Genomic DNA, 23,084 nt, shown 5'->3' on the forward strand with positions numbered 1-23,084 from the left:
GGTCAAACCGGTCGTCAAAGCAGCCCCGGCAAACAAACCGGTGACTGCCCCCAAAAAAGTGACCTCCGCCGCTGAGACAGCTCCAACAGCTCCAACAGCTCCAACAGCTCCAACAGCTCCAACAGCTCCAACAGCTCCAACAGCTCCAACAGCTCCAACAGCTCCAACAGCACCGCCACCACCTGTTGCTGTTGTGGCAACCGCGCCCCTTCCTGCCCCTGGCCCCACCAAGTCTGGCGCTTTGTTTTACGATTCTCACATGCACACACCGCTGTGCAAACACGCCTGGGGCGAGCCGGAAGAATACGCCCAGCAGGCCGTCAAAGCAGGACTCAAGGGCATCATCTTCACCTGCCACTGCCCCATGCCCGACGGCTTCTGGCCCACCGTTCGCATGTCGGAGAGCGAATTCGACACCTACGTCGCCATTGTCCAGCGCGCCGCGCACGCCTTCAAAGGCAAGCTCGACATCCGCCTCGGCATCGAGAGTGAGTATTACCCCGGCTGTGAGGAATACATCGCCAAACTGCATCAGCGGGCCGACTTCCACTACGTCCTCGGTGCCGTCCACTGGCAGGCCAAGGAGTACCTCAACAAGTACGAAACCGGCACCATCGAGAACTTCCGCCGCACCTACTTCGACCACCTCGCCAAATCCGCCGAATCCGGCCTCTATGACTGCCTCGCGCATCCGGATCTGGTCAAAAACTACCACCCGGACTCCTGGTGCTTCGCCATCGTCAAAAACACCGTCTCCACTGTGCTCGATCGCATCGCCGCCACCGGCGTCGCCATGGAGTTGAACACCTCCGGCCTCAATAAAAGCTACTCCGAGATGAATCCCGGCCTCGAAATGCTCCGCATGATGGCCGACCGCAAAATCCCAGTCGTCATCGGCTCCGATTCTCACCGTCCCGTCCGCGTCGGTGAGCACTTCGTCACGGCCTTGAATCACCTCGCCGAGGCCGGTTACGAGAAAGTCAGCCACTTCCTCAACCGTCAGCGCATCGACCTCAACATCTCCGAAGTGCTCGCCAGCTTGAAAAAAGCCGCCGATCACAATGCCTGATTTGCCCATGGTTCGCACTGGCATTGGTTACGACGTTCATCCCTTCGCTGAAGGCCGCCCGCTCGTGCTCGGCGGAGTCACCATTCCGCACAGCCGTGGTTTGCAGGGCCACTCCGATGCCGACGTGCTCAGCCACGCCATCGCCGACGCCGTTCTCGGTGCTCTGGGTGAACCTGACATCGGACACTGGTTCCCACCTAGCGATCCCAGCATCGAAGGCATCAGCAGCCTCAAAATCCTCGAAAAATGCGCCCAGATCGCCGCTGAAAAGGGCATGCGTATCGAGAATGTCGATTCCTCCCTCATCGCCGAGGCTCCACGCGTCAAACCGCACGCCGACGCCATGAAGCAGCACATCGCCACCGCTCTCGGCATTCAGCCTGACCAAGTCGGCGTCAAAGCCACCACCAACGAGCGCCTCGGTTTTGTCGGTCGTGAGGAAGGCATCGCCGCCATGGCCGTCGCCTGCGTCAGCAGGAAATAAGTCGGTGGAAAGAACGCTCGTTGCGCACTCGTGTTCCAAAGGCACTCTGTCCGCGTCCGTTCTCTATTCCCCTTTATGTCCGACACCGCCTCCGCTGCCTCCCTCGTCGCCAATTTTCAAAAACTCAAAGCCGCCCTCGGCAGGCGCATCGTCGGACAGGAGGCCGTCATTGAGCAGCTCTTCATCGCCCTCGCCGCTGGCGGTCACAGCCTGCTCGAAGGCGTCCCCGGCCTCGCCAAGACGCTCCTCGTCAAATCGCTCGCCGACGCGATGCACCTCAGCTTCCGCCGCATCCAGTTCACGCCCGATTTGATGCCCGCCGACATCACCGGCACCGAGATCATCCAGGAAGATGCCGAAACCGGCCGCCGCAAACTCACTTTCCAGCACGGCCCGATTTTCAGCCAGATCATTCTCGCCGACGAAATCAACCGCACGCCACCGAAGACTCAGGCAGCGCTGCTTGAGGCGATGCAGGAAAAGCACGTCACCGTCGGCCAGGAAACCTTTGAACTGCCGAAGCCCTTCTTCGTCCTCGCCACGCAGAACCCCATCGAGCAGGAAGGCACCTATCCCCTGCCCGAAGCCCAAAAAGACCGCTTCCTCTTCCTCATCAAAGTCGATTACCCCACGCGCGATGACGAGCGCGAAATCGTCAATCGCACCACAGGCAGCGAAAGCCAGGAAATCGAGGCCGTGCTCACCGCCGAGGATCTGCAAGCCGCTCAACAACTCGCTCGCAAAGTTCCCGTGCCTGATCATGTCATCGACTTCGTACTCGACCTCGTCCGCTCCACACGTCCTAACGAGCCGGGAGCCTCCGATTATGTGAAAAGCATGCTCGGCTGGGGTGCTGGCCCTCGTGCCAGCCAGATGCTCGTCCTTGCCGGCAAAGTCCGCGCCCTGCTCCAGGGCCGCACACACGTCACCACCGACGACATCGAAGCCCTCGCCACACCTGCCCTTCGCCATCGCCTTGTGCCCACCTTTCACGCCGAAGCCGAAGGCATCACGGTGGATCAAATCATCGCCGAGATCATCAAGACGACGAAAAAGAGCGCCGCGCGAGTGCTGTGAGCTCCGTCAAAGAGGTCAAGAAGTCGTCAAGATAGTCAAGACGCTACCAGTTCACCTCTTGACCTCGCCTTGACGATCTTGACCACCACTTGACCTCCCCCTGATTTCCTCAACTCCCCGTGGCAACTCTCAGCGACATCCTCCAAGCCGAAGACATCACATCTCTGCAGGCACTGCAGCTCTTCGCCCGTACTGTCGTCGAGGGTTTTACCACTGGGCATCACGCCTCGCCGCACAAGGGTTTCAGCGTCGAGTTCCGCCAGCACCGGCCGTATGTGCAGGGCGATGAGATCCGCCGCCTCGACTGGAAGGTCTTTGGACGCAGCGACCGCTTCTACATCCGCGAATACGACGAGGAGACCAATCTCCGCGCCACCATTGTCCTTGATGCCAGCGGCAGCATGAACTACCGTGGTGGCAAAGGCATCCTCAAGTTCGACTACGCCCGCAAGCTCGCCGCATCATTGGCTTACCTGCTCATGAGCCAGCAGGATGCCGTCGGCCTCATCACCTTCGACTCCAAAGTGCGCGAGGTGATTCCCTGCCGCACCAAGATCACCCATCTGCACCTCCTGCTCGAAGCGATGGTCCAAACCACGCCTGGCAAGGACACCAGTCTCGCTCCGGTCATCGAATCCCTCGCCCAGCGACTCAAACGCCGCGGTCTCGTCATCCTCATCAGCGACTTCTTCGACGATCCCGCCGCGCTGCTGCAATCCATTGGCGTTCTACGCAAAAAGGGCCACGAAGTCATCGCCCTTCAGCTCTGGGACCGTGACGAAATCGATTTCCCCTTCGGCAATTGGGCGCGTTTCGAGAACCTCGAAAACGACGACGACTTCCTCCTCCTCGACCCCGCCACGATTCGTCAGCGCTACCTCGAAGTGCAAAAAAACTTTGCCGAGCAGCTCAAAGACGGCTTCCGCAAACACCAGGTCGATTACTTGAGCCTGCCAACCGACGAATCGCACTCCGCGGCGCTTCGCAACTACTTAGCCTTGAGAATGCGATGACCTTTCTCAACGTCATTCTCCTCGCAGGCGCAGCGGCTTTCCTCATCCCGCTGATTATCCACTTGTTGAACAAGCGTAAGGTCGTCACCGTGCGCTGGGGCGCGATGCATCTCCTGCACGAGGTCATCCGGCAGCGAAAGCGTAAGATGAAGATCGAGCAGCTTCTCCTGCTCATCACGCGCATCGCCATTCCCATCGTGCTCGCACTCTGTTTGGCTCGTCCGGTGCTCACCGCGCTGCGTTCGCTTGGACTTGGCAGTTCGTCGCTCATTGTGATGCTCGACGATTCCTTCTCCATGCGTGCTCCGGCGGAAAAAACCGCCACGCCCGGAGCCAGCGTCGCCGATCAAGCCCGCACCGACCTCCAGCAGATCACCGAAGCGCTTCCCAAAGGCTCTGCCGCCCAAATCGTGCTCTCTGGCGGCACCCCGCGTAAATTGCTCGATCAAGCGACCACCGCCCTTGATCTCATCCCGAAGAAGCTCGGTGATGTTCCCTCCATGTCCGGCCCCGTTTCGGCCAATGACGCGTTTCAGGCCGCCACCTCGGCTTTGAAGGATGCGCCGAATGCCGCGCGCGAAGTCGTCATCATCTCCGATTTCCAAGAAGCCGACTGGAAAGCCATCGCCGATGGCGCTGCGCTGCCCGCGCTCGAAAGCCTCTCCAAGCAAGAACCGAAGCCGCAGATCACCTTCTACCGCATCGGCAGCGATCTCGCCGAGAACCTCAGCATCGCCAGCGCCGACCTCTCCGCGCTCGTCGCCGCCGAAACACAACCCATCGGCCTGCGTGTGCGCATCAAGAACCACGGCAAACGCCCCTGGCAGGACATTCCCGTGCATCTGGAGGCCGATGGCGCCCGCCTGCGCACCGCCCGTGTTTCCGTCGCTCCTGAAGGCGAGGCCGTCCTCTCATTCACACACGCCTTCGACAAAGTCGGCGACCATTCGCTCTCCGTGCGCCTCGAAGGCGACAGCTTTGCCGATGACAACGCCTTCCACAGCATCGTGCAGGTGCGCAATCAGCTCAACGTGCTGCTCATCGACGGCAAACCCGGCGCGGCTCCGCTCGAAGGTGCCACCGACTTCCTCGAACTCGCCCTCACCCCGCACACCGCCGCCGCAAACACTCTCAAAGACCTCATCCGCACCAAGAAGGTCGATCTGCGCAAACTTCGCGACGACGACTTCAAGCAAGCCGAGGTCGTCATCCTCGCCAACGTCGAAAAACTGCAAGGCCGCGCACAATCCGATCTCGACAAGTTCGTCAAAGAAGGTGGCGGCCTCCTCATCTTCGCCGGCCCCGATTGCGACATCGACTGGTACAACCGTGAGCTTTACCGCAAAGGCGAGGGTCTCCTGCCCGCCGCCATCAAAGGCCAGGCTCGTGCCGAACTCGCTGGCACACCCGCCCGCGTGCTCATGCAGCGTCTCACGCATCCCAGCGTGCTCTACTTCAACGATGCCCGTGGTGGCCGCCTCCAAGACGCCGAATTCCGCCACTGGTTCGAATTTGCGCAGCCCACCAACAGCGAAACCACCCAGCGCATCCTCAATCTCGACCGCAATGTCCCGCTGCTGTTGGAGAAAAAACACGGCCAGGGCCGCGTCATCGCCGCCGCCACCACCGCAAACGCCGAATGGACCAATCTGCCACTCCAGCCCTTCTTCGTGCCGCTGATGCAACGCCTGACGACCTACCTCGCCACCGAAGGAAGCGCTCCTGCTTGGCAGCTTGTCGGCTCCACGATTCGTCTGAACCTCGAAAAAGCCGACCTCGGCGCCGAATTCACCCTGCGTGATCCCACCGGTCAGACACAGACGCTCAAGAGTCAGCAGGAAGGCGACAAAGTCTTCGTCCAAAGCCCTCCCATCGCCCAACCCGGCATTTTCCAGCTTCAACGCGTCGGAACCGACAAGACCACCTTCCTCGCCTTCAACACTGACAACGCCGAATCCGATCTGAAGCCACTCCCCGCCGATCAGATCAAAAAAATCGCCGATCGCCACGAAGCCAGCTTCGCCGAATCCCTCCCCGGCTACCAGGCCCTGGACCGCACCCGCCGCCACGGCAGCGAACTCTGGCAGCCACTTCTCATCGCCTTGTTATCGCTGTTGTTCTTCGAAGTTCTCCTTCAGCAGCGCATCGCCAAAGGCTGATCCCATCCTCTTCATGTCCCCGCAAACCGAAACCACCCTTCGCTTCACCGGCGGTTACCCGCCGTTTCCGGTGGTCGTGATCGCTTTCGGTCTCGCGTTCGTGATGTGGTTTCTGTATCGCCGTGAGTTGAAGTTCGTGTCTTCACGTTTTGCGAAAGTGCCCGCGCTGCTGCGCTCGCTGGCGGTGTTCATCCTCGTTTTGGCGCTCGCCGGGCCGGTTCTGCGGCATGTGACCACGTTGCGGCAATTGGGACGCGTCGTCATCGCCGTGGACAGCTCGGCGTCGATGCAGCTCAGCGATGACATTGATGAAAAGTCGGCCAAAACGCGCTTCCAACGTGCCGAGGACCTGCTTTTCAAAGGCACCACCCCGCTACTCAAAAAACTGGCCGAGACGCAGGATGTCGAGCTCGTCGCGCTGCGTGGCAACAACACGCAGCGGCTTTGGTGGCACCGCCAAAACGGCAAAGACACTTCGGGAGAGCTGCCCACCGCGTTTGAACTGCCTGCAACGACACCAATCACCAATCTCGACCAAACGCTGCGCAGTGCGTTGGGGCCTGCGACCGCAGGAACGGCGCTCGTCGTGCTCACCGACGGTCAGCACAACGCCAGCGGCTCGCCGGAAGAGTTCAGCACGGCCTTGAAGGCCAGCGGCACCTCCGTTTTCACCATCGGCTTCGGCACTGAGGTGCCACCGGCTGATTTGTCCCTGCTGGAGGTGAACGCGCCCGAGTCCGTCTTCAGCAAAGAGAACTTCCAAGGCCGCCTTTCCATCAACGACAGCATGCCCGCAGGCATTCCCGCCACGGTGCGCATCGAGAGCCAAGGCAAGGTGCTGTGGAAAAAAGACTTCAACACCGACGGCAAAGGCGAGAAGACCTTCGACTTCCTCTTCCCCGTGGCCGAGCTGCCGCCGCCCGCGCCAGGCCAGCGCGACAAGACCCTGCGCAGCGTGAACATCCAGGTGGCCGCGAGCGGTGATCGAGCCTCGCTCGAAAAAACGCGCTCCAACAACGCACGCGAACTTGCCATCCACCTCCTGGAGAAAAAACGCAAGGTGCTCATCGTCGATGGCCGTCCGCGCTGGGAGACGCGCTACATTCACAACCACTTCGACCGTGATGAGCGCTGGCAGGCCACGCTGATTTTCGACGACATGGCCGATGACGTTGGCAAGGGCAGCTTGCAACGCGATTTCCCGAAAACACGCGACGACCTGCTCAGCTACGATCTCGTCATCCTTGGCGATGCTGCGGTGAACCGTTTCAAGGCCGAGAACCTCGACTGGCTCGTTGAATTCGTCGAAAAACGCGGCGGTGGCTTGATCATGATCGACGGTCAACGTGGAAAATTGCGCGAGTGGTCGAATGGCAAAACCGCCTCGCTCATCCCCGTGCGGTTTGGAGCCACCAGCCTCAAGAATCAAACCTCCAGCATCGAACTCACCACCGACGGTCAGCGTTTCGACGCCCTGCGCCTCAGCGACAGCCCCAGCGCGAACGCCACGCTGTGGCCCACGCTGCCGAAGGTGAACTGGCACTCGACCATCGAGCCGCTGCCTGCCGCCATCACGCTCGCCAAGGCCCAGCAGCCAACCATCGTCTTCCGCCAAGTCGGAGCCGGTGCTGTGCTCTATCTTGGCACCGACGAACTCTGGCGCTGGCGCTTCCAGGTGGCCGACTTGTATCATCAGCGCCTCTGGGTGCAGCTCGGTGCGTGGATCGCGGCCCCGCCGTTTCAAATCGACCAGAAGAAACTCTCGGTGGGCACCGATCGCCTGCGTTACTCGCCAGGCGAGGCTTCCGAGATCCGCGTGCGCATCCGCAACGACAAAGGCGACATCGTCACCGACGCCCAACCACGCGCTTACTTGCTCCACGATGGCAACGAAGTCGCCACGCTTCAGCTTGAGGCCGATCCCACGCACGTCGGCGTCTATCGCGCGGTCACACCGCCGCTCAAAGCGGGCACCTACGAGATCGCCGTTGCCGAAAGCCCCAGCGCACCGCGCAGCGATGCGCGACTCTCGCTGCACGTCTCCGACACCGGCAATCCTGAGTGGGCCACGCTCACCATGAACCGCCCGCTGCTCGAAACGATGGCGCAAAACAGCGGCGGCCGCTTCCTGCGCGAGGAGCAAGCCGCGACCGACCTGCCGAATCTCCTGCAAACGCTCGACCGCAAACAGGTCATCACCAAAGAAACCATCCTCTGGTCGAGCTGGTGGTGGTTCGGCGCGGCGATCCTGCTGCTCACAGCCGAATGGCTCCTGCGCAAACGTTTGAAACTCGTCTGATCATGGCCGCCAACAATGACCGCGCCCAGCTTGCCGTTCGGGTGACTCCGAGCGCGAAGAAGTCGGAGTTTGCTGGTTGGACCGCCGATGAAAAAGGCCGTCCAGTCCTGCTGGTGAAGCTGAACGCCCCGCCCGTCGATGGCAAAGCCAACACGGAGCTCATCCGATTTCTCGCCGAAGCATTCGGCTGCCCCAAAGGCCAGATCACCCTGCTTCGCGGAACCTCCAGCCGTCAGAAGTCGCTCGAATTGCCTGCGGAGGTGATGGATCGGCTGCCGAAGTGATCAGCGCACGATCTTGGGCTCGATCTTCAAGCAGCGCAGCCTGCCGTTCTGCAACCAGCCCTCTTCATTGCGCACGATGACACGCAGAGTTTTCGGCGGTTTGCCCCCGAGGTAGGTTTCGGCCTTCGTCAGCCTGATGACGAGACTGCCGTCATCCTGGCGTTGGATGATCTGCGGCTTGTCGGTGTCGAACCAGCCATCCTCGGTGAACACAATGATCTTGTCGGCTTCGCGCTGGCTTTTGCTCAGCCGCGCCTCCGCTGTGACGGGTTTGAGTGTGAGAGTGACCGTTTCGCCTTTTTCGCTGGCGCTGGCGGTCCAGGCATCGCTGAATTGTTCGGCACGCGCACGTTCCTCGTTGAGCAGCTTGTGCCATTTCTCATGGATAGCGGAGCTTTCGGCCACCGGCAGCGTGAGGCTGAGGTCCATCGAAGCTGGATGGCAGGAATTGCCGCAGCACATCCACGACGCCTTGCCGGTAAGGGTCACTAGCTCGCCGATCTTCAAGTTGGCGGGCGGCGTGATCTCCGTGCGCAGCATGACATCACGGTCAAACCCCTGGGCCTTGATCTGAAACATGAGCGTGCGCTCCGGCTCGGGGTAGATGAGTTCGCCCGCCTTCCAGCCTTTTGGCAGATTCCACTTCAACTGCGTGGGCACGCCGACGATGCCAGGAAAGCGCCAATAGGTGTGCCAGCCGCGATCATGATCCAGCCAAAGGCCGACCGTGAAGGGTTTACCGGGGACGATGGCGGTGACTTCGGACACCAGTTGGATTTTGAGACCTGTTTGTCCAAATGACGAATCACGAATGATGAATGACGAAAGCAAAACCACGAGCACCAACCAGCGGCGACTCGGACCATTCGTCATTCGGCATTCAACATTCGTCATTCTTCAGTATGCCGCATGCCCCGGCGTACGGGCAAAGGGAATGACGTCGCGGATGTTGGGAACTCCTGTGACAAACATGAGCAGGCGCTCGAAGCCGAGGCCGTAACCGGCGTGCGGGACGGTGCCGTAGCGTCGGAGGTCGGCATACCAGGAGTAATTCGCGGGATCGAGGTTCTGCTTGGCCATCAATCCTTCGAGGACATCGAGACGCTCCTCACGCTGGCTGCCACCCACGATTTCGCCGATGCCGGGGACGAGCAGGTCCATGGCGGCAGCGGTTTTGCCATCGTCGTTTTGGCGCATGTAGAAGGGTTTGATGCCTTTGGGGTAGTTGAAAATGGTGACTGGGCCTTTGACGTGCTCCTCGGCGAGGAAACGCTCGTGCTCGGTTTGCAGACCTTCGCCCCAAACAACCAGATTTTCGAAGCTGCGGCCGGATTTGAGCAGGATCTCGACGGCGTCGGTGTAGCTGATGCGCTCGAAGGGTTTGTCGAGTGTTTGCTTGAGGCGGGCGATGAGTTCTTTGTCGATGAATTTGTTGAAGAACTCGAGTTCGTCGGGGCACTCGTCAAACATGACCTGCACGAGGTAGCGCACCTGTTCTTCGGCGAGCGTCATGTCGTCGAAGAGATCGTAAAAAGCCATCTCGGGCTCGATCATCCAGAATTCGGCGGCGTGGCGCGTGGTGTTGCTGTTCTCGGCACGGAACGTGGGCCCGAAGGTGTAGATGTTGCCCAGCGCACACGCGAAAGCCTCGCCTTGAAGCTGGCCGCTGACGGTGAGGTAGGTGGGGCGGCCAAAGAAGTCCTGCTCGGGCTTCGTGGGCGTGTTCGGCTTCAAAGTCGTGACCTGAAACATCTCCCCTGCCCCTTCGCAGTCGCTGCTGGTGATGATGGGCGTGTGGACGTAGAAAAAGCCGCGTTCCTGGAAGAAACGATGCACAGCGAAGGCCATCTTGCTGCGCACGCGGAAGACACTGCCGAAGAGATTCGTGCGCGGGCGCAGATGCGCGATGGTGCGCAGGAACTCTGGCGTGTGGCCTTTCTTTTGTAGAGGATACGTTGCGTCTGCCTCACCAACGATGCGCAGTTCCTTCGCCTGCATCTCCCACTTCTGCCCGGCGGCGGGAGACGCGATCAAATCGCCCGTCACTTCGACGGCAGCGCCGGTCAAAATGCGCGGCAGCAACTCGGCGGAGGCCAATCCGGCATCGACAACAACTTGCAGGCCCTTGAAGCACGAGCCGTCGGTGATTTCGAGGAAGGAGCAGGCCTTGGAGTCGCGCTTGGTGCGCACCCAGCCACGGGCGATGATGCTGGAGCGCGGCGAGTCGGAATGGATGAGGTCTTTGATCGTGTCGAGCGCCATGGGCGGAAAGCTACAAGGCACAACGCATGGAGCAAGGAGCTTGGAAAGCCTGCGGCAATCTTCTCACCTCCGCACCCGGCGCTGAGCCTCAGCCAGCGTCATCGCCTTCCTCGCCGTGACCTTCCTCGGCCATGCGCTGGATCGTGCCGCCGAGAAGTTCGATGTAGCCGTTCACATCCATGCTTTCGGGTTCCGGCTCGCCGCGCACGGCGTAGAGCCAGCCCTGCTCATACGGATCGCTGCGCACGATGCAGGCATCCTGCTTGAGCAGCGGGTTGCCACCGGCAAAGGCACCTTTCATCACGCAATACACATCCGAGGCGGCCTTGAAACCTTCGACCCAGCCGATGTTGTCACCAGGGGACACTGGGCCGCCTTCAGCAGGCTTCCAATCGCAATCCACCAGTTCACCGAGCATGCGGGTGGCGAACTTGGTGAAGCCGACACGCCACAGATTCGATTCGCCCTCCACCGGAGCCATCCAGTAGTGAGAGCGGGAGTAGCGGAACGTGTCAGGGAAGCGGGCGGAGAAGCGGGCGTGCTTAAAGCGGACGAAGTTGAGCATTGGGAAAGGGAACGAGAGACAGATCAAGAGGTCAACGGTCAAGGAGTGGTCAAGTGTCGGGCGTTCGCAAGCACGGCTCTTGACGGCTTTAGCCGTCTTGACTCTTTGACGGCGCAGCCACTTGACCGCGCAGGCTACCAGCGGCGACGCAGGCCAACAAACGCCAGCACCACGCCCACGACCGTATGCACGCCGAGCATGATCATGGCCAAATTCGGGGCAGCGAACCATGTCTTCACAAACTGGTCAATGGGATCAAAGAAGGGTGTTTTTTGCAGTGTGTCGATGATGCCAGACCAGCCGTAGTGCGCCGTGATGAAGGGATGCACCACATGGCCGAGCGCCTGAGGGAAGCCGAGCAAGGCCCCGCAGAGAATCACGTTCGCGCACAGCAGCGTGAGCGAAATGCTATGAGCGCGCTCCGGTGTGCTGGAGTTGGCCGAGATGCCGAGGCATAGGGCGGCGAACGCGGTTCCTGAGAGGGCGGGCAGCAGCAGCTTCGCCCCCTGGGCTCCGGGGAGGCCGCCGGAGACGATTTCGAGAAACATCTCCATCCAGATGCTCTGCACCAGGATGATCGGCAGCATGAACAGGATCGAGCCCAGCAGCCACGCGCCCGGCGTCACTCCGCCGATGCGTTCGCGCTCATAAATCGCCCGCCGTCCCGCAATCTCTCGTGCTCCGAGCCGCACGGCCATGAACAGCACCAGCAAGATCTGGATCAGCACGATCATGGACACCGTGTGCGAGGCTGGCCAGAGCACCTCGGGCGTCGTGGCCCCCTTGGCCGCCTCGGCGACCAGCTTTTTGTTCGGCCACAGCAGCAACACGGCAATGACCGGCCCGCCGACGAGCAGCGAGGCATGCACGATCCATTCACGCGGTGTTCTTCTCAGCAGCGACCAGCGGCGGCGCACCAGATGCTGAGCCTGGCTGAACGCGCCCGGCAGCGGAATGATGGGCCGCACCTCGATTTCGGCGGTTTTTTTCTTTTCCTCCTCCACCTCATCCTCACCGCGCTGCTTCATCACGATGGTGCGGTCGGCGTCACCGGGATCTTCTTCAGCAGGAGAGAGTTCCTCGGCCTTCGCGCCCAGCTTGAAGGCGGCATAATAAGAGTCGCGGTGCTTCATCCACGAGTCGCCCCAGCGCTGCGCGGGGCGCTTCGCCAGACGTGCATAGACTTCGTCATAGGTCGGCACCGTGAAGTAGTGCGGGATCGCGCGTGCCGGGCCGTGGAAGGCCACATAGCCCTCGTGCAGCACCACCACCGTGTCGTAGGCGCTTAGGTTGGACAGCGCATCCGTCGCGTGAATCACAATGCGGTCCGGCCGGTCGCAGGCCACCAGCTTGAGCAGCGCCTCAAACTCGCGCTCGCTGCGCACATCCAGGCCCACGGTGAAGTCATCGCACAGCACGATCACCGGGTCCGCCACCAGGGCGAGGCCCAGCTTCAGCCGCCGTCGCTGCGGCAGCGCCAGCTCCGAGGTGCGCTCCGTGGCGATGTTTTCCAGCCCCACCGTCACCAGCACATGCGACACACGGGAGAGCATCTCGTCCTTCGTGCGGCCCGCGCCGCGCAGCAGCGCCGCGCTGATGAGATTTTCCCGCACTGTGAGGTGATCGATCAGGCTGTCGTCACCGGAGGGCACCCAGCCGAGCTGGTTCGGATATAGCGGCTGCTTCAGCAAGTCGCGCCCGCGCAGGGTGATCTCACCGGCCTCGGGGTCGGTCAGACCGGCCAGGATGCGCAGCAGCGTCGTCTTGCCGCTGCCGGACGGTCCGATCACCGCCAAAACATGACCGCCCGGTGCCATGAAGCTGACCTGTTCCAGCACACGCAGCGGTTCCTTGTGCTTGCCGGGGACAACGTGGGAGAGATTGTTGATTTCGAGCATAAAAACTCATCTAAGCCGTTCCCCCCAAAAGAGCAAAGATCAAAATTCAGCCTTCCCTTCCCCGGCCCGCGCTTTATTTCTCGTTCCCATGTCTCCCATCCTCCAAGTCCACCCCTCCGACGACGCCCTCGTGGCCCTGCGCGACCTCGAAGCCGGAGCCGTCGTCGCCCTGAACGGCCAAAGCTGGAAGCTGCGCGAAAAAATCCCCGCCAAGCAGAAGTTCGCCGCTCATGACTTCGCTGTGGGCGACATCGTCACCATGTATGGCGTCACCGTTGGCAAAGCCACGCAGCCCATCGCGGCGGGTGAGCTCATTCATACGCACAACGTCGTCCACGCTACCTCCGCCTTCAGCGGCAAGCAGAACGACTACACCTGGACGCCGCCCGATGTCTCGAAGTGGCGGAACCGCACTTTTAACGGCTTCAAGCGCTCCCACGGCCCTGCGGGCACCGCGAACCACTGGATCGTCATCCCGCTCGTCTTCTGCGAGAACCGCAACCTCGCCTTCATGCGCGAGGCGCTCACCCGCAGCCTCGGCTACGGCAAAACCTCGCCGTATGAGCAGTTCGCGCATCGTTTGGTGAAGATGCAGCGCGAAGGTGCCTCCAGGGAGCAAATCGAGGCCGCCATGCTCGAAGCAGAAACCTCCGCCGCCACAGCCCGTGTCTTCAAGAACATCGACGGCGTGAAGTTCCTCGAACACGGCCTCGGCTGCGGTGGCACGCGGCAGGATGCGCAGGCTTTGTGCCGTTTGCTTGCTGGTTACATCAACAGCTCCAACGTCGCCGGAGCCACCGTGCTCAGCCTCGGCTGCCAGCACGCCCAGGTCAGCCTGCTGGAGCAGGAACTCTCCGCGTTTTATCCGCAGATGAACAAGCCGCTGCTCATCTACGAGCAGCAGAAGAGCAAATCCGAGCGCGACATGATGGCCAACGCCATCCGCGACACCTTCCTCGGCCTCGCCACCGCCAATGAGCAGACGCGTGAACCCTGCGCTCTCAGCAACCTCATCATGGCCGTCGAATGCGGCGGCAGCGACGGCTTCTCCGGCATCTCCGCCAATCCCGCCATCGGCCACACCGCCGATCTCCTCGCCGCGCTCGGCGGTGCGCCTGTGTTGAGCGAGTTCCCCGAACTCTGCGGTGTCGAGCAGAGCCTCAGTGACCGCTGCGTCACCGCCGCCCTCGCCGACAAATTCGTCCACCTCATGCGCGCTTATGAAGGCGCGGCCCAGGCCTGCGGTTCCGGCTTCGATGCCAATCCCAGCCCCGGCAACATCCGCGACGGCCTCATCACCGACGGCATCAAGTCCGCCGGTGCCGCGAAGAAAGGCGGCACCAGCCCCATCGTCGATGTCCTTGACTACGCCGAGCCCATCCGCCAGCACGGCGGCCTCACGCTCTACTGCACGCCCGGCAACGATGTCGAAAGCACCACCGCGCTCGCTGGCGGCGGCTGCAACATGATGCTCTTCACCACCGGCCTCGGCACCCCCACCGGCAATCCCGTCTGCCCCACCCTCAAAATCGCCACCAACAGCGACCTCGCCCGCCGCATGCCCGACATCATCGACTTCGACACCGGCCCCATCATCACCGGCGAAAAGACCGTCGAGCAAATGGGTGAGGACATGCTCGAACTCGTCATCGCCACCGCCAGCGGTGACTACACGCCGAAGGCTGTGGCGCTAGGCCAAGATGATTTCCTGCCCTGGAAGCGGGGCGTGTCGCTTTGAGGCCTGACATCGACCAAGCCAAGGTTGGGGAGAGCTGTTTGACACCGCTGAGTCTTAGAGAAAGCGGAGATTATGTCTGTCATTCATCAGCCTCTTTTGAGCGCTTCAGCCAGAACTCAAAGAAGCGGTAGATCTGCTCGTTGGATTCCTCGTTGGGGTCGTGCTTCTCGCGATTGGTCATGGCGACGCGGTCTTTGACGCCGAGGAGCTGGTTCACGGCAATGCTGTGGTTGAGCGCGGCCCAGCGCTTGGGCGGGTCTTCAGCGCCGCCGGAAACGAGGAAGGGGCGCGGGGCCATGAGGGAGTGGAGTTCCTGCAAGTTGTGCCCTTTCTCGATGAGTGTCTTGTAAGCGCCGGTGCGCGGGCTTTCAGCGCTGACGAGTCCCGGCTTGCGGGTGAGCGAGGGATCGAGGCCGAGATACCACGGCTCCTGGTAGTTGATACTGCCGCGTGTCTCATCGAAGACGATGCCGGGGTCACTCCACACGGCGCAGGCATACTTCTCGAACAGGCAGGAGCCGAACAGCGACCACTTGCCACCGTACGAGTGCCCGACGATGCCGATGCGCTTGGAATCCACGTCCGGTAACGAGGCGAGGGCCTGCCACATGTTGGCGCTGACGTAACCGAGGTAAGAGAGCGGCTGGCATTTCGCTTCTGTGCTCAAAACGGGCAGCCGGGCATCGCCACCGGGCGATCCGATGCTGAGGGTGACGAAGCCGCGACGGGCGAGCTGCCACGCGAAGTCACGCAGCGGCTTCTCGCTCAAGCCAGCGCTAGTTTCGGGATCGTAGTAGGGCACGAAGACAGCCGGATGCGGCGCACGACCGGAGGGCAGCAGCAAGTAGCCATCACCCGTCTGACCGGGGGCGATTTCGACGCGGACTTTTTGCTGGGAGATGCCCTCGCCACGCGATTTCATCTCCAGCACCTCGATCTTCGGCTTCTCGATCACAGCAGGCCACGCGCCCATGATCGAATGCCAGTCGGCGAGGATTTCCGCGCGGCGTTTGCTCCAATCATCAGCGTTTTTGACCGGTGTGCCGTCGTTGAAGACGAGCGGTGACTTGCCCGGCGAGAACTGGCCGGCGAATTCGACCGGCACCTGGGTGAAGGGCAGTTCGGCTGCGGCGTGCAGGCTCAAAGCAGCAGCGAGGAGGAGAGGAAGACGGACATTCATGAGGTGGGTTCCTCATCAACGCTGCTTCGCGGGAGTTCCCTTCTCACGAAGATGCTCACGCAGCAGACACCCCACTGCCTCCCTCGTCCACTCGCCACACCCAAGGCTTGACCTCCCGCAACTTTTTCGCTGCAATCGGCTCATTGATAAAAACCCTCCGTTTTGGTTCGTGAAGCCCCTTTTACCTCAACCCGCCCCCGTTCTGCTAGCAATCATGCGCTCTCATCGATCTTGTCTCTTTGCTTCGCTCTTTTTGATAAGCTGCGCTGGTGCGCCGATGAAACGGTCCACATCAAGTGTGGTTCACGTTCCAACGATTATTAAACTTCACCTCGTGGGAACTGACCGCTACAGAACCGAACACAGTGAGACCACCTTTGCGCAAGACGATTTCGTGCGGATGTTGGAACAGTACTTCAGCCGAAACAACGACAGAATTCCCGGCACACGTCCGGCAATTGTCGTTAACGTCCATATCGCCGGAGACACAGAAGAATTCGATCGCGAGGCCGGGCATTTAGCTCCAATTGTTGCCGTCGCGCGCAACCACGGTTGTGACGTCTATGTCATCCATACACCTAGCGGAGGACTCAAGTTCAGGTCGACTGTGTATGAATTTTTACGGGATTCGGATGCGAGCCGACAGGAGTGAATGCCGAACCGAACAAAACGCTAGTGCAGAACCGCCGGGGCTGCTGTGATTCACATGCCTGAGCAAAGTGTCTGCCTGAGCAATGAGCAAAGTGTCTGTCCCTCTATGAAGAAAACGGCGGTCAAAATCGCCGCGAACCAAACCAGCCAGGTTCAACATTGGCATTGATCGAGTGTCCTGAAGCCGCCCGCCGCGGCACATGCAGGCCGATTTTTTCAACGTGAGGGCGATCCGCGCTCCCGCAGATGCTCCCTAAGCACGCGCACGATCTCGTCCACAACCTCGGGCTTCTCCACGCAGCCGTGCCAAGCGCGGACGATTTTCTCGGACTGGGTGGTGTCGAGGTGGGAGCTCCAGTAAGGCACAACGCCGTCCGAGTCCTTGAGCCGGCTGTTTTTCCCGAGTTGCGCGATGATGGAGTGGTGCGCGACGGGGATGGGCACGGCGTTGAGGCCTTTGTAAAACGGGTGCTTGTCGGAGAGCATGCCGAGGCTGAGGAAGCTGTAGATGCCCCCGTCACGAATCTCGGGAGACAGGGCGTCGGTGTTGCCAGAAAGCAGTTCCTGGGACATGCGCAGCGTGTCGAACGGCAGGCGGATGAGCGTGGAAAGGCGACGGACGATGCCCTTGCTGGCGATGTTGCTGCCACGATGCGGGGTGGTGATGAAGATGAGGCGTTTGACCTCGGGTTGAGCTTTGAATCTGAGATTCTGGGTCAGCCGATCTTTGGTGGCGTCCGAAATACGCAGCTTTTCCGGCGAAGCGCTGAGCAGGGCGTTCCAAAGCTTGGCCCCTGGATCAATGACCTGCATGCGGCTGAGCAGGCCACCCATGCTGTGACCGACGAGCACCATGTTTTTCGGCCCAGGATCGTTGTGGTCGGGATCGTAGTGCTTCAGCATCTGGCGCAGCGAGTCGCGCAGTTTGGCGGAGGACTGAGGGATGCCCAGCGCAGAGGGATAAAGGAAGAACCAGGGCTGGTAGGCGGCGCGCAGTTCGGGATCGGCGCTGATGGCATTCACCACGTTCAGCCAGATGTGCGGATCGGACATGAGACCATGCACAAAGACCACCGGGATGCGCTTCGGATCATAGACATCCATGCGGTAGAGCTGGCAGTCCGCCAGCGTGCGCTCGGGATAGAGCAAGCCAAGCCACTTGAAGAGATTGAGCGACTTTTTGGACAGCGCGAGCTGCTTGGAGGCGGTGAAGTTCGCGGCGAGCTGGCGCTCATCATCGCGCAGCTTCACGGTGTCCACGTTCAGGGTGTTGTGCATGTGCAGGCGGCAACGACGCGGACGGAGGGTGTCGGCAGGCGCGTCACCCACCTCCATGACGGCGGTGAGGGTGAGATTGCCACCGTTGGGAGGCAGAAAGGGCTGTTCTTCCCGCACCTCGCTGGTGCGGCGAATGTGACCAACGAGCGGCACCCCCACTCCAGGACGTTGGGCCTCGGTGTCGGTGACACGCGGCTTGATACGATACGGCAAAATGAGCTGGTCGATCTGCGGCGGCGGAACCTCAAAATGCTGATTAGCCGCTGCATCGAACTCGATGCTGAAGGACTGCTTCTTGGAGGCAAAGACCGTGCCGGACTGCCAGTAGCGCGGACTTTGGTGGCGATCCCACTCGCGCAAGAACTCAGCGAGCACCTTGTCGTAGCGATCCTGCGCCTTGCGTCGCTCACTGATCTTGCCAACCCGCATGCCATCCCAACCCGAGGCCATTTCCTCCAGCAGGCCGGCCATGTGGCGCTTCTCACGCTCTGTGAGCCGGGTTTCCTCACGTGAAACCTGCGTACGCAGCACCGAAGTGCATGACATTAGGCCGACGCAAGCCAGGAGTGCCAGGGGGCGCACCAGAGACGGAATGCGCGTCATTTTTTCTCCGCAATCGGAGTGAGCTTGATGTTGCGGATGGCGGAGGTGGTGTTGAAGGTCGTCAGGGAGAGCGGCAGATAGCTTTCGATGGGGCCGGGACGAACGGCGATTTTTTTGCCTTTGATGTCCTCGTCGATAACCTGCTTCTCACCGATCCAGGCGCTGAGGTTTTCCGGGGTGACGCGAAGCTTGATGGTGTACCACTTGTCATCCTCGTAGCGCTGGTAGCTGGAGGTGTTGTTGTCGGAGGCGTCGAAGCCGTCGATGGAGGAGATGCCGGTGACACTGCCGCCCCAGCCGCCGCAGATCAGCGTGGCACAAGTCTTCACGTTTCCGACCGGGAAGGTCAGGCCGACGAAGAAATCGACGCCTTGCAGGCGCTTGGCCTCCAGCGTGATCTCGTAGTTGGTGAGCGGAAGCGTGGCGGCTTTCTTGTAAACCACACCGCTGATGCTCTCGCCTTGGTTGATGATCATGACGTCTCCTTCCAATTCCACCACGCCGCTGCCCCCGATGTCCACCGACTCCCAATCATCAAGGGTCTTGCCGTTGAACAACACAAACTCCTTTGGAGCCTCGACGGTCTTGGGCTCATCGGCGGCGAAGGCGGCTCCGAAAAGCAGCAGGGCGGGCAAAAGTAGGCGTTTCATGGTGGATGGGGTGCATCCTTCATGAGCGCCTGATGAAGGTCAAGCGCGGCCACCCAAACCGAGCCACGTTTCACTGAAATCAGCCTTGGAAACTCGCCAAAAAATATCCGAGCGGAAAAAGCCGCGCCATTCGGTGAGGTTTTTCTGTATTCCTTCGATAATAAAATGGCGAGTGTAGAGGGCTCGACCCAGTGGATGCGCTTGTAGTGTCGTCTAACGCTCACTCCTGCGTCGTTTACTTTGAGGCAACAAAGTCAGCTAGCAATACCGTCTGCTTTCAAAAAACTCCACAATTCCATGCCTTGCAATTAGGTCGAGGTGTCTCTGCCTGTCTTGGCGCCAATATTTCAATTATCCCTTACCGAATTCATTTCAGCTGTTGCCGGGTGTTTCAGCGGGTCACTGGAGGCGCAGGCTGTATTTGGCGGCTTTCGCGGCCTGATTGGAGGATATCCTAAGGTTTCGATTTTTGAAATAAGCCCTTCATCCTGCCAAAGAAGCTTTTTTTGGGTTCCGCCACAATCGCTGGCGGTGGCAGGAGGTCGTTGGGCTTGTTGTCGGCGGGAAGGGCTTTGGGTACGACGGTTTCCGGCATGCCGCCAAACTGGACGGTTTCGTTGTATCCGGCGATATGGTCGCCCATTTTGGCCTGATCGAGCATCTGGGATGTCTCATCCGGCATGATGCGGGGCTGGACGAAGATCATGAGCTCACGGCGCTCTTTGGTGTTGTTGGTGCTGCCAAAGAGGTGCTTGATGATGGGGATGCGGACGAGGAAGGGGAGGCCGTTGTTGTTCTTGGTGTCGCGCTCAGTGATGAGGCCGCCGAGCATGGCGGTGGCGCGGTCTGGGACGATGAGGCTGTTCTGCATGCCCTGCTCGGAGATGTTGGGCACGCGATTGCCGCCGATGGTGTTGAAGCCGCTGATGTCGTTGTTCTGCTGCTTGAACTCGAGCATGACCTCGTTGTCGTTGTAGATGTGAGGGGTGATATCGAGCTGGAGGCGGACGGGGATGTACTGGGTGGTGGAGGTGAAGCCGAGGCCGTTGTTGCCGGTGGCTCCATTCGTGTACGTCTGGCCGGCGATGGCGATCTGCTGGCCGATGTAGATGGTGGCGGGCTGGTGGTTGAGCGTGGTGACGGTGGGCTTTTGCAGCACATGGAAGCGGCGGGTGCTCTCCAGGGTCTGCAGGAAGACGTTGAGGTTCTTGCCGATCTGGCCGTAGGCCGTGAGGCCGGAGAGCGCGGAGGGACCTCCTGCGGCAAGAAATCCCGTGATGTCCCGAAGGTTGGCGGGATTGGCAAAGGCTGTGCCTTGGGTATTAAGCACACCGCCGACGAGATCCTCCTCCCCGACCTTTCTGAGGGTTTGAATCCAGTCGAGTCCGAAGTTGAAATCATCCCCGAGGGTGAACTCTCCGATGATGGCGGAGAGGTGGATCTGGCGCGGACGCACGTCCAACTCGTCAGCCAGCTCTTCCAGCGCCTGAATCTGATCCGGCGGGCCGCTGGCAAAGAACTTGGAGCTGGCGGGATCGGCGATGACGAGGGTGTTGGCGATGAGGACGCTGAGGGGCTTTTTGGTGACGTCCAACTGAGGGGCTGAGCCTGAACTCATGCCACCTCCGCTCGAACCGAGGCCGCCGCCCAGACCGCCGCCGAGTCCTGAGTTGAGGCCGGAATTGGAGCCGAAGGAGGAGTTGTTGCCGAAGGTGTTGTTGGTTGGGGGGGCGCCGCTGGGGGTGTTTGTCTGCGATGCCAGACTGTTCTGGGAGCCGCCGGTCTTGGAATTTCTTTGCAGGGCCTGTTCGGCGATTTTGAGGAAGACGGTGAGGTCGAGGTAGTTCAGGCGGCGGGAGAAGTAGCGCCGGGTGGTGGACTCGGCGTCAAGCTCGGTGATGAGGCTTTCTATGCGCTGCATGTCAGTCGGCCGCGCGATGACGAGGATGGCGTTGTTGCGCTCGATAACCTGAAGGATGGGCTTGGAGGATTCCGGGCTGACGCCCCCCGCGCCACCCATCGCTGCGGATGTTCCGACTGCCGCGGCAGGAGCGCCGCCGGCTGGCTGGCCGGGAATGGCGGCTGCGCCGGTCATAGGCCGCGCGGTGGCACCACCGCCAGTTCCTCCGCTGCCGCCGAGACCAAGGAGCGAGGAGAGCTGCTCGACGACCTCGGACGCGGTGGAACGTTGCAGCGTGAAGGTCTTCTGCATGGTCTCCATGGGCGAGACGTCCACCTGCTGCACGAGATCAAGGTAGGCGCGAATGGTCTGCGAGGCCTCGGTGATCACAAGCGCCCGTGCATTGGCCATGGCGAGGATTTTTCCATACGGATGCAGCGGGATAAGCTGCTGGAGCGCGGTGGAGGCCTCCTCGGCCTGGAGGTAATTGAGCTGGATGACGTGGGAGACCACTTGGTCGGTCGTAGGCAGGTCTTCCGAGCGCAGAATGACCGGCACGCCCTGAGATGCGGGTGAGGTGCCCTGCTCGGCTGCGACGAGCTTGAACAAGTTGTCTCCGCTGGGCACGAGCGCGTAGCCGTGCATGAGCAGGCCCTTTTCGATGATGCTTTGATATTCCTCTGCGGTGAACTCGCCAGGAACCTCAATGGAGACGGTGGCGGTTTCGAGTCCGCGGTCCCGCAGCACCCGGCGTTTGGTGGCGGCGTAGTAATCCTCCAGCACCTCGGCCAGCGGGCTGGCGGGGTAGTCGATGTAATACTTGCCTGAAGGCGGCGGGACCGGATTGGCGGGCTTGGCCGAGGCAGGGGGGAGGAGGGCGGCAGCCGGCGGCACCGTCGCAGGCGGCGGCGCTCCTGGGGGCGCGTTGGGCCGGATGCGTGGCGGTACAGAGGGTGTCTGGGCCTGGGTGAGTCCGCAAACCAGCGTGAGTATGGCCGCGCAGATGAGACTGGTCTGGTGGATGGATTTCATGAGGCGGAGGGTCACTGCTGGACCGGCGGAACGTTGTTAACAGGCGTGATCATCCGACGGCGCACCGGCACAGGTGCCGCGCTGGCAACTTGGGAGACTTGAGACGGGTTGGTAACGCCCTGGCTTCCGGTTGGGGCTCCGCTGGAAACGGAAAGGTTCATGCCGCCGGATGTATTGACAGTGAGGGTCGGGACCGTCGTGCCAACGGCGCCCCCCTGGGTGCTTCCTTGATTAAGCGCGGAGACTGGAACGATGTCTTGAGGCGCTGGTGGGGCCGCCGTGCCAACAGCGGAACCCTGGGTGCTTCCTTGATTAAAGAAGGAGGCTGGAGCAATGCCCTGAAACGCAGGCGGGACCGCCGCCGCCCCGGTGCTGGCGGTGAAGCCGCCACCCGCAGGCTGCTGCGGAGGCGTGGGCAAACGCAGGGTCTGCGGCGGCTGCCCAATCTGCGGGCGTGGCATGCCAGGCTGCACAGGTGTCTGGCGCAACTGCTGGAGCGCCTGCGGGCTGCCCGGTGGCGCCGCCTTGGCGTTCGAGGTCGCGGCCACCTGCTTCAGGTAGCTGTTGTCATAATGAATCTTGGAGGTTTCAGCACCAAGCGTGACCTCGACGACGGAATCCTTGCGGCTTACCGCACGCTTCACATCGCTGAGCAGCATGCCGTTCGCCCCCGGCTCTCCCAGCTTGAGCCGGAAACGCTCGTGGGTCTTGATGTTGACGACGGTGACCGTGGGATTGGCCGTGTCTCCCGAGATGCCGGCGATGGCCAGATCTTTGGCAAAGGAGGCGTTTTCCACCACCACGGGGGCGGTTTTCAAGGTGAACGGATTCTTGCTCCAGCCAGTTTCATAGCGCTCCACGGGATACACTTTGGGAGCGGTGAAAACCGTGGTCTCCTCTGCGAATGCAAAGCCGCAGAACAGGATGGCAAGCATGGGCGGG

At 61.1% G+C, this 23,084-nt stretch carries 18 protein-coding genes; 9 read left to right on the plus strand and 9 right to left on the minus strand.

The genetic code is table 11. The features are described from left to right. Positions 1 to 193: 193 nt before the first annotated feature. From ACILSI_RS11725 to ACILSI_RS11755, 7 genes are all read left to right on the plus strand, one after another. Positions 194 to 1,069 carry a histidinol-phosphatase gene (locus ACILSI_RS11725; protein ID WP_395722067.1) on the plus strand — a complete coding sequence of 292 codons (876 nt, stop codon included), beginning with the start codon at positions 194 to 196 and terminating at the stop codon, positions 1,067 to 1,069. A 7-nt stretch (positions 1,070 to 1,076) separates the two neighbouring features. After that, complete coding sequence (gene ispF / locus ACILSI_RS11730; protein ID WP_395722068.1) at positions 1,077 to 1,553, plus strand: 2-C-methyl-D-erythritol 2,4-cyclodiphosphate synthase; 477 nt, start codon at positions 1,077 to 1,079, stop codon at positions 1,551 to 1,553. Positions 1,554 to 1,628: 75 nt separating this feature from the next. Next, positions 1,629 to 2,630 carry an AAA family ATPase gene (locus ACILSI_RS11735; protein ID WP_395722069.1) on the plus strand — a complete coding sequence of 334 codons (1,002 nt, stop codon included), beginning with the start codon at positions 1,629 to 1,631 and terminating at the stop codon, positions 2,628 to 2,630. Positions 2,631 to 2,749: 119 nt separating this feature from the next. Further along, positions 2,750 to 3,643 carry a DUF58 domain-containing protein gene (locus tag ACILSI_RS11740; protein WP_395722070.1) on the plus strand — a complete coding sequence of 298 codons (894 nt, stop codon included), beginning with the start codon at positions 2,750 to 2,752 and terminating at the stop codon, positions 3,641 to 3,643. After that, positions 3,640 to 5,802: a BatA domain-containing protein gene (locus ACILSI_RS11745; RefSeq protein WP_395722071.1), complete on the plus strand. Its 2,163-nt coding sequence runs from the start codon at positions 3,640 to 3,642 to the stop codon at positions 5,800 to 5,802. Before ACILSI_RS11740 ends, ACILSI_RS11745 begins: the two co-directional genes overlap by 4 nt. Positions 5,803 to 5,815: 13 nt before the next feature. Continuing rightward, a complete protein-coding gene (locus ACILSI_RS11750) occupies positions 5,816 to 8,101 on the plus strand; it encodes a VWA domain-containing protein (protein ID WP_395722072.1) in 2,286 nt (761 codons plus the stop codon). 2 nt (positions 8,102 to 8,103) lie between these two features. Next, positions 8,104 to 8,385, plus strand: coding sequence for a DUF167 domain-containing protein (locus tag ACILSI_RS11755; RefSeq protein ID WP_395722073.1), 282 nt, complete (start codon positions 8,104 to 8,106; stop codon positions 8,383 to 8,385). On the opposite strand, the gene ACILSI_RS11760 is transcribed toward ACILSI_RS11755, so the two are convergent. The 4 genes from ACILSI_RS11760 to ACILSI_RS11775 form a co-directional block, all read right to left on the minus strand. Continuing rightward, positions 8,386 to 9,258 carry a protein-disulfide reductase DsbD domain-containing protein gene (locus ACILSI_RS11760; RefSeq protein ID WP_395722074.1) on the minus strand — a complete coding sequence of 291 codons (873 nt, stop codon included), beginning with the start codon at positions 9,256 to 9,258 and terminating at the stop codon, positions 8,386 to 8,388. It lies immediately after the preceding gene. Positions 9,259 to 9,282: 24 nt separating this feature from the next. Further along, complete coding sequence (gene asnS / locus ACILSI_RS11765; RefSeq protein ID WP_395722075.1) at positions 9,283 to 10,647, minus strand: asparagine--tRNA ligase; 1,365 nt, start codon at positions 10,645 to 10,647, stop codon at positions 9,283 to 9,285. A gap of 88 nt (positions 10,648 to 10,735) precedes the next feature. After that, a complete protein-coding gene (locus ACILSI_RS11770; protein WP_395722076.1) occupies positions 10,736 to 11,212 on the minus strand; it encodes a glycine cleavage system protein H in 477 nt (158 codons plus the stop codon). Positions 11,213 to 11,346: 134 nt separating this feature from the next. Continuing rightward, positions 11,347 to 13,110, minus strand: coding sequence for an ATP-binding cassette domain-containing protein (locus tag ACILSI_RS11775; protein WP_395722077.1), 1,764 nt, complete (start codon positions 13,108 to 13,110; stop codon positions 11,347 to 11,349). An 88-nt stretch (positions 13,111 to 13,198) separates the two neighbouring features. On the opposite strand from ACILSI_RS11775, the gene ACILSI_RS11780 reads away from it, so the two are divergent. Beyond that, on the plus strand, positions 13,199 to 14,848 hold the full coding sequence (locus ACILSI_RS11780) for a UxaA family hydrolase (RefSeq protein WP_395722078.1): 1,650 nt from the start codon (positions 13,199 to 13,201) through the stop codon (positions 14,846 to 14,848). Between the two features lie 79 nt (positions 14,849 to 14,927). On the opposite strand, the gene ACILSI_RS11785 is transcribed toward ACILSI_RS11780, so the two are convergent. Beyond that, positions 14,928 to 16,028, minus strand: a complete 1,101-nt coding sequence (locus ACILSI_RS11785) for a dienelactone hydrolase family protein (RefSeq protein ID WP_395722079.1) — start codon at positions 16,026 to 16,028, stop codon at positions 14,928 to 14,930. Between the two features lie 277 nt (positions 16,029 to 16,305). On the opposite strand from ACILSI_RS11785, the gene ACILSI_RS11790 reads away from it, so the two are divergent. Continuing rightward, positions 16,306 to 16,680, plus strand: coding sequence for a hypothetical protein (locus tag ACILSI_RS11790; RefSeq protein ID WP_395722080.1), 375 nt, complete (start codon positions 16,306 to 16,308; stop codon positions 16,678 to 16,680). A gap of 215 nt (positions 16,681 to 16,895) precedes the next feature. On the opposite strand, the gene ACILSI_RS11795 is transcribed toward ACILSI_RS11790, so the two are convergent. The 4 genes from ACILSI_RS11795 to ACILSI_RS11810 all read right to left on the minus strand — a co-directional run bounded on the left by ACILSI_RS11795 (position 16,896) and on the right by ACILSI_RS11810 (position 23,077). Next, entirely contained in the window at positions 16,896 to 18,428 is a 1,533-nt protein-coding gene (locus tag ACILSI_RS11795; RefSeq protein ID WP_395722081.1) for an esterase/lipase family protein, read from the minus strand. Between the two features lie 128 nt (positions 18,429 to 18,556). Further along, positions 18,557 to 19,210 carry a family 16 glycoside hydrolase gene (locus tag ACILSI_RS11800; RefSeq protein ID WP_395722082.1) on the minus strand — a complete coding sequence of 218 codons (654 nt, stop codon included), beginning with the start codon at positions 19,208 to 19,210 and terminating at the stop codon, positions 18,557 to 18,559. A gap of 454 nt (positions 19,211 to 19,664) precedes the next feature. Further along, positions 19,665 to 22,142: a secretin N-terminal domain-containing protein gene (locus ACILSI_RS11805; protein WP_395722083.1), complete on the minus strand. Its 2,478-nt coding sequence runs from the start codon at positions 22,140 to 22,142 to the stop codon at positions 19,665 to 19,667. A gap of 11 nt (positions 22,143 to 22,153) precedes the next feature. After that, positions 22,154 to 23,077, minus strand: a complete 924-nt coding sequence (locus ACILSI_RS11810) for a hypothetical protein (protein WP_395722084.1) — start codon at positions 23,075 to 23,077, stop codon at positions 22,154 to 22,156. Positions 23,078 to 23,084: the final 7 nt, after the last annotated feature.

This window comes from Prosthecobacter sp. (genome assembly GCF_044232965.1).
Classification (GTDB): domain Bacteria; phylum Verrucomicrobiota; class Verrucomicrobiia; order Verrucomicrobiales; family Verrucomicrobiaceae; genus Prosthecobacter.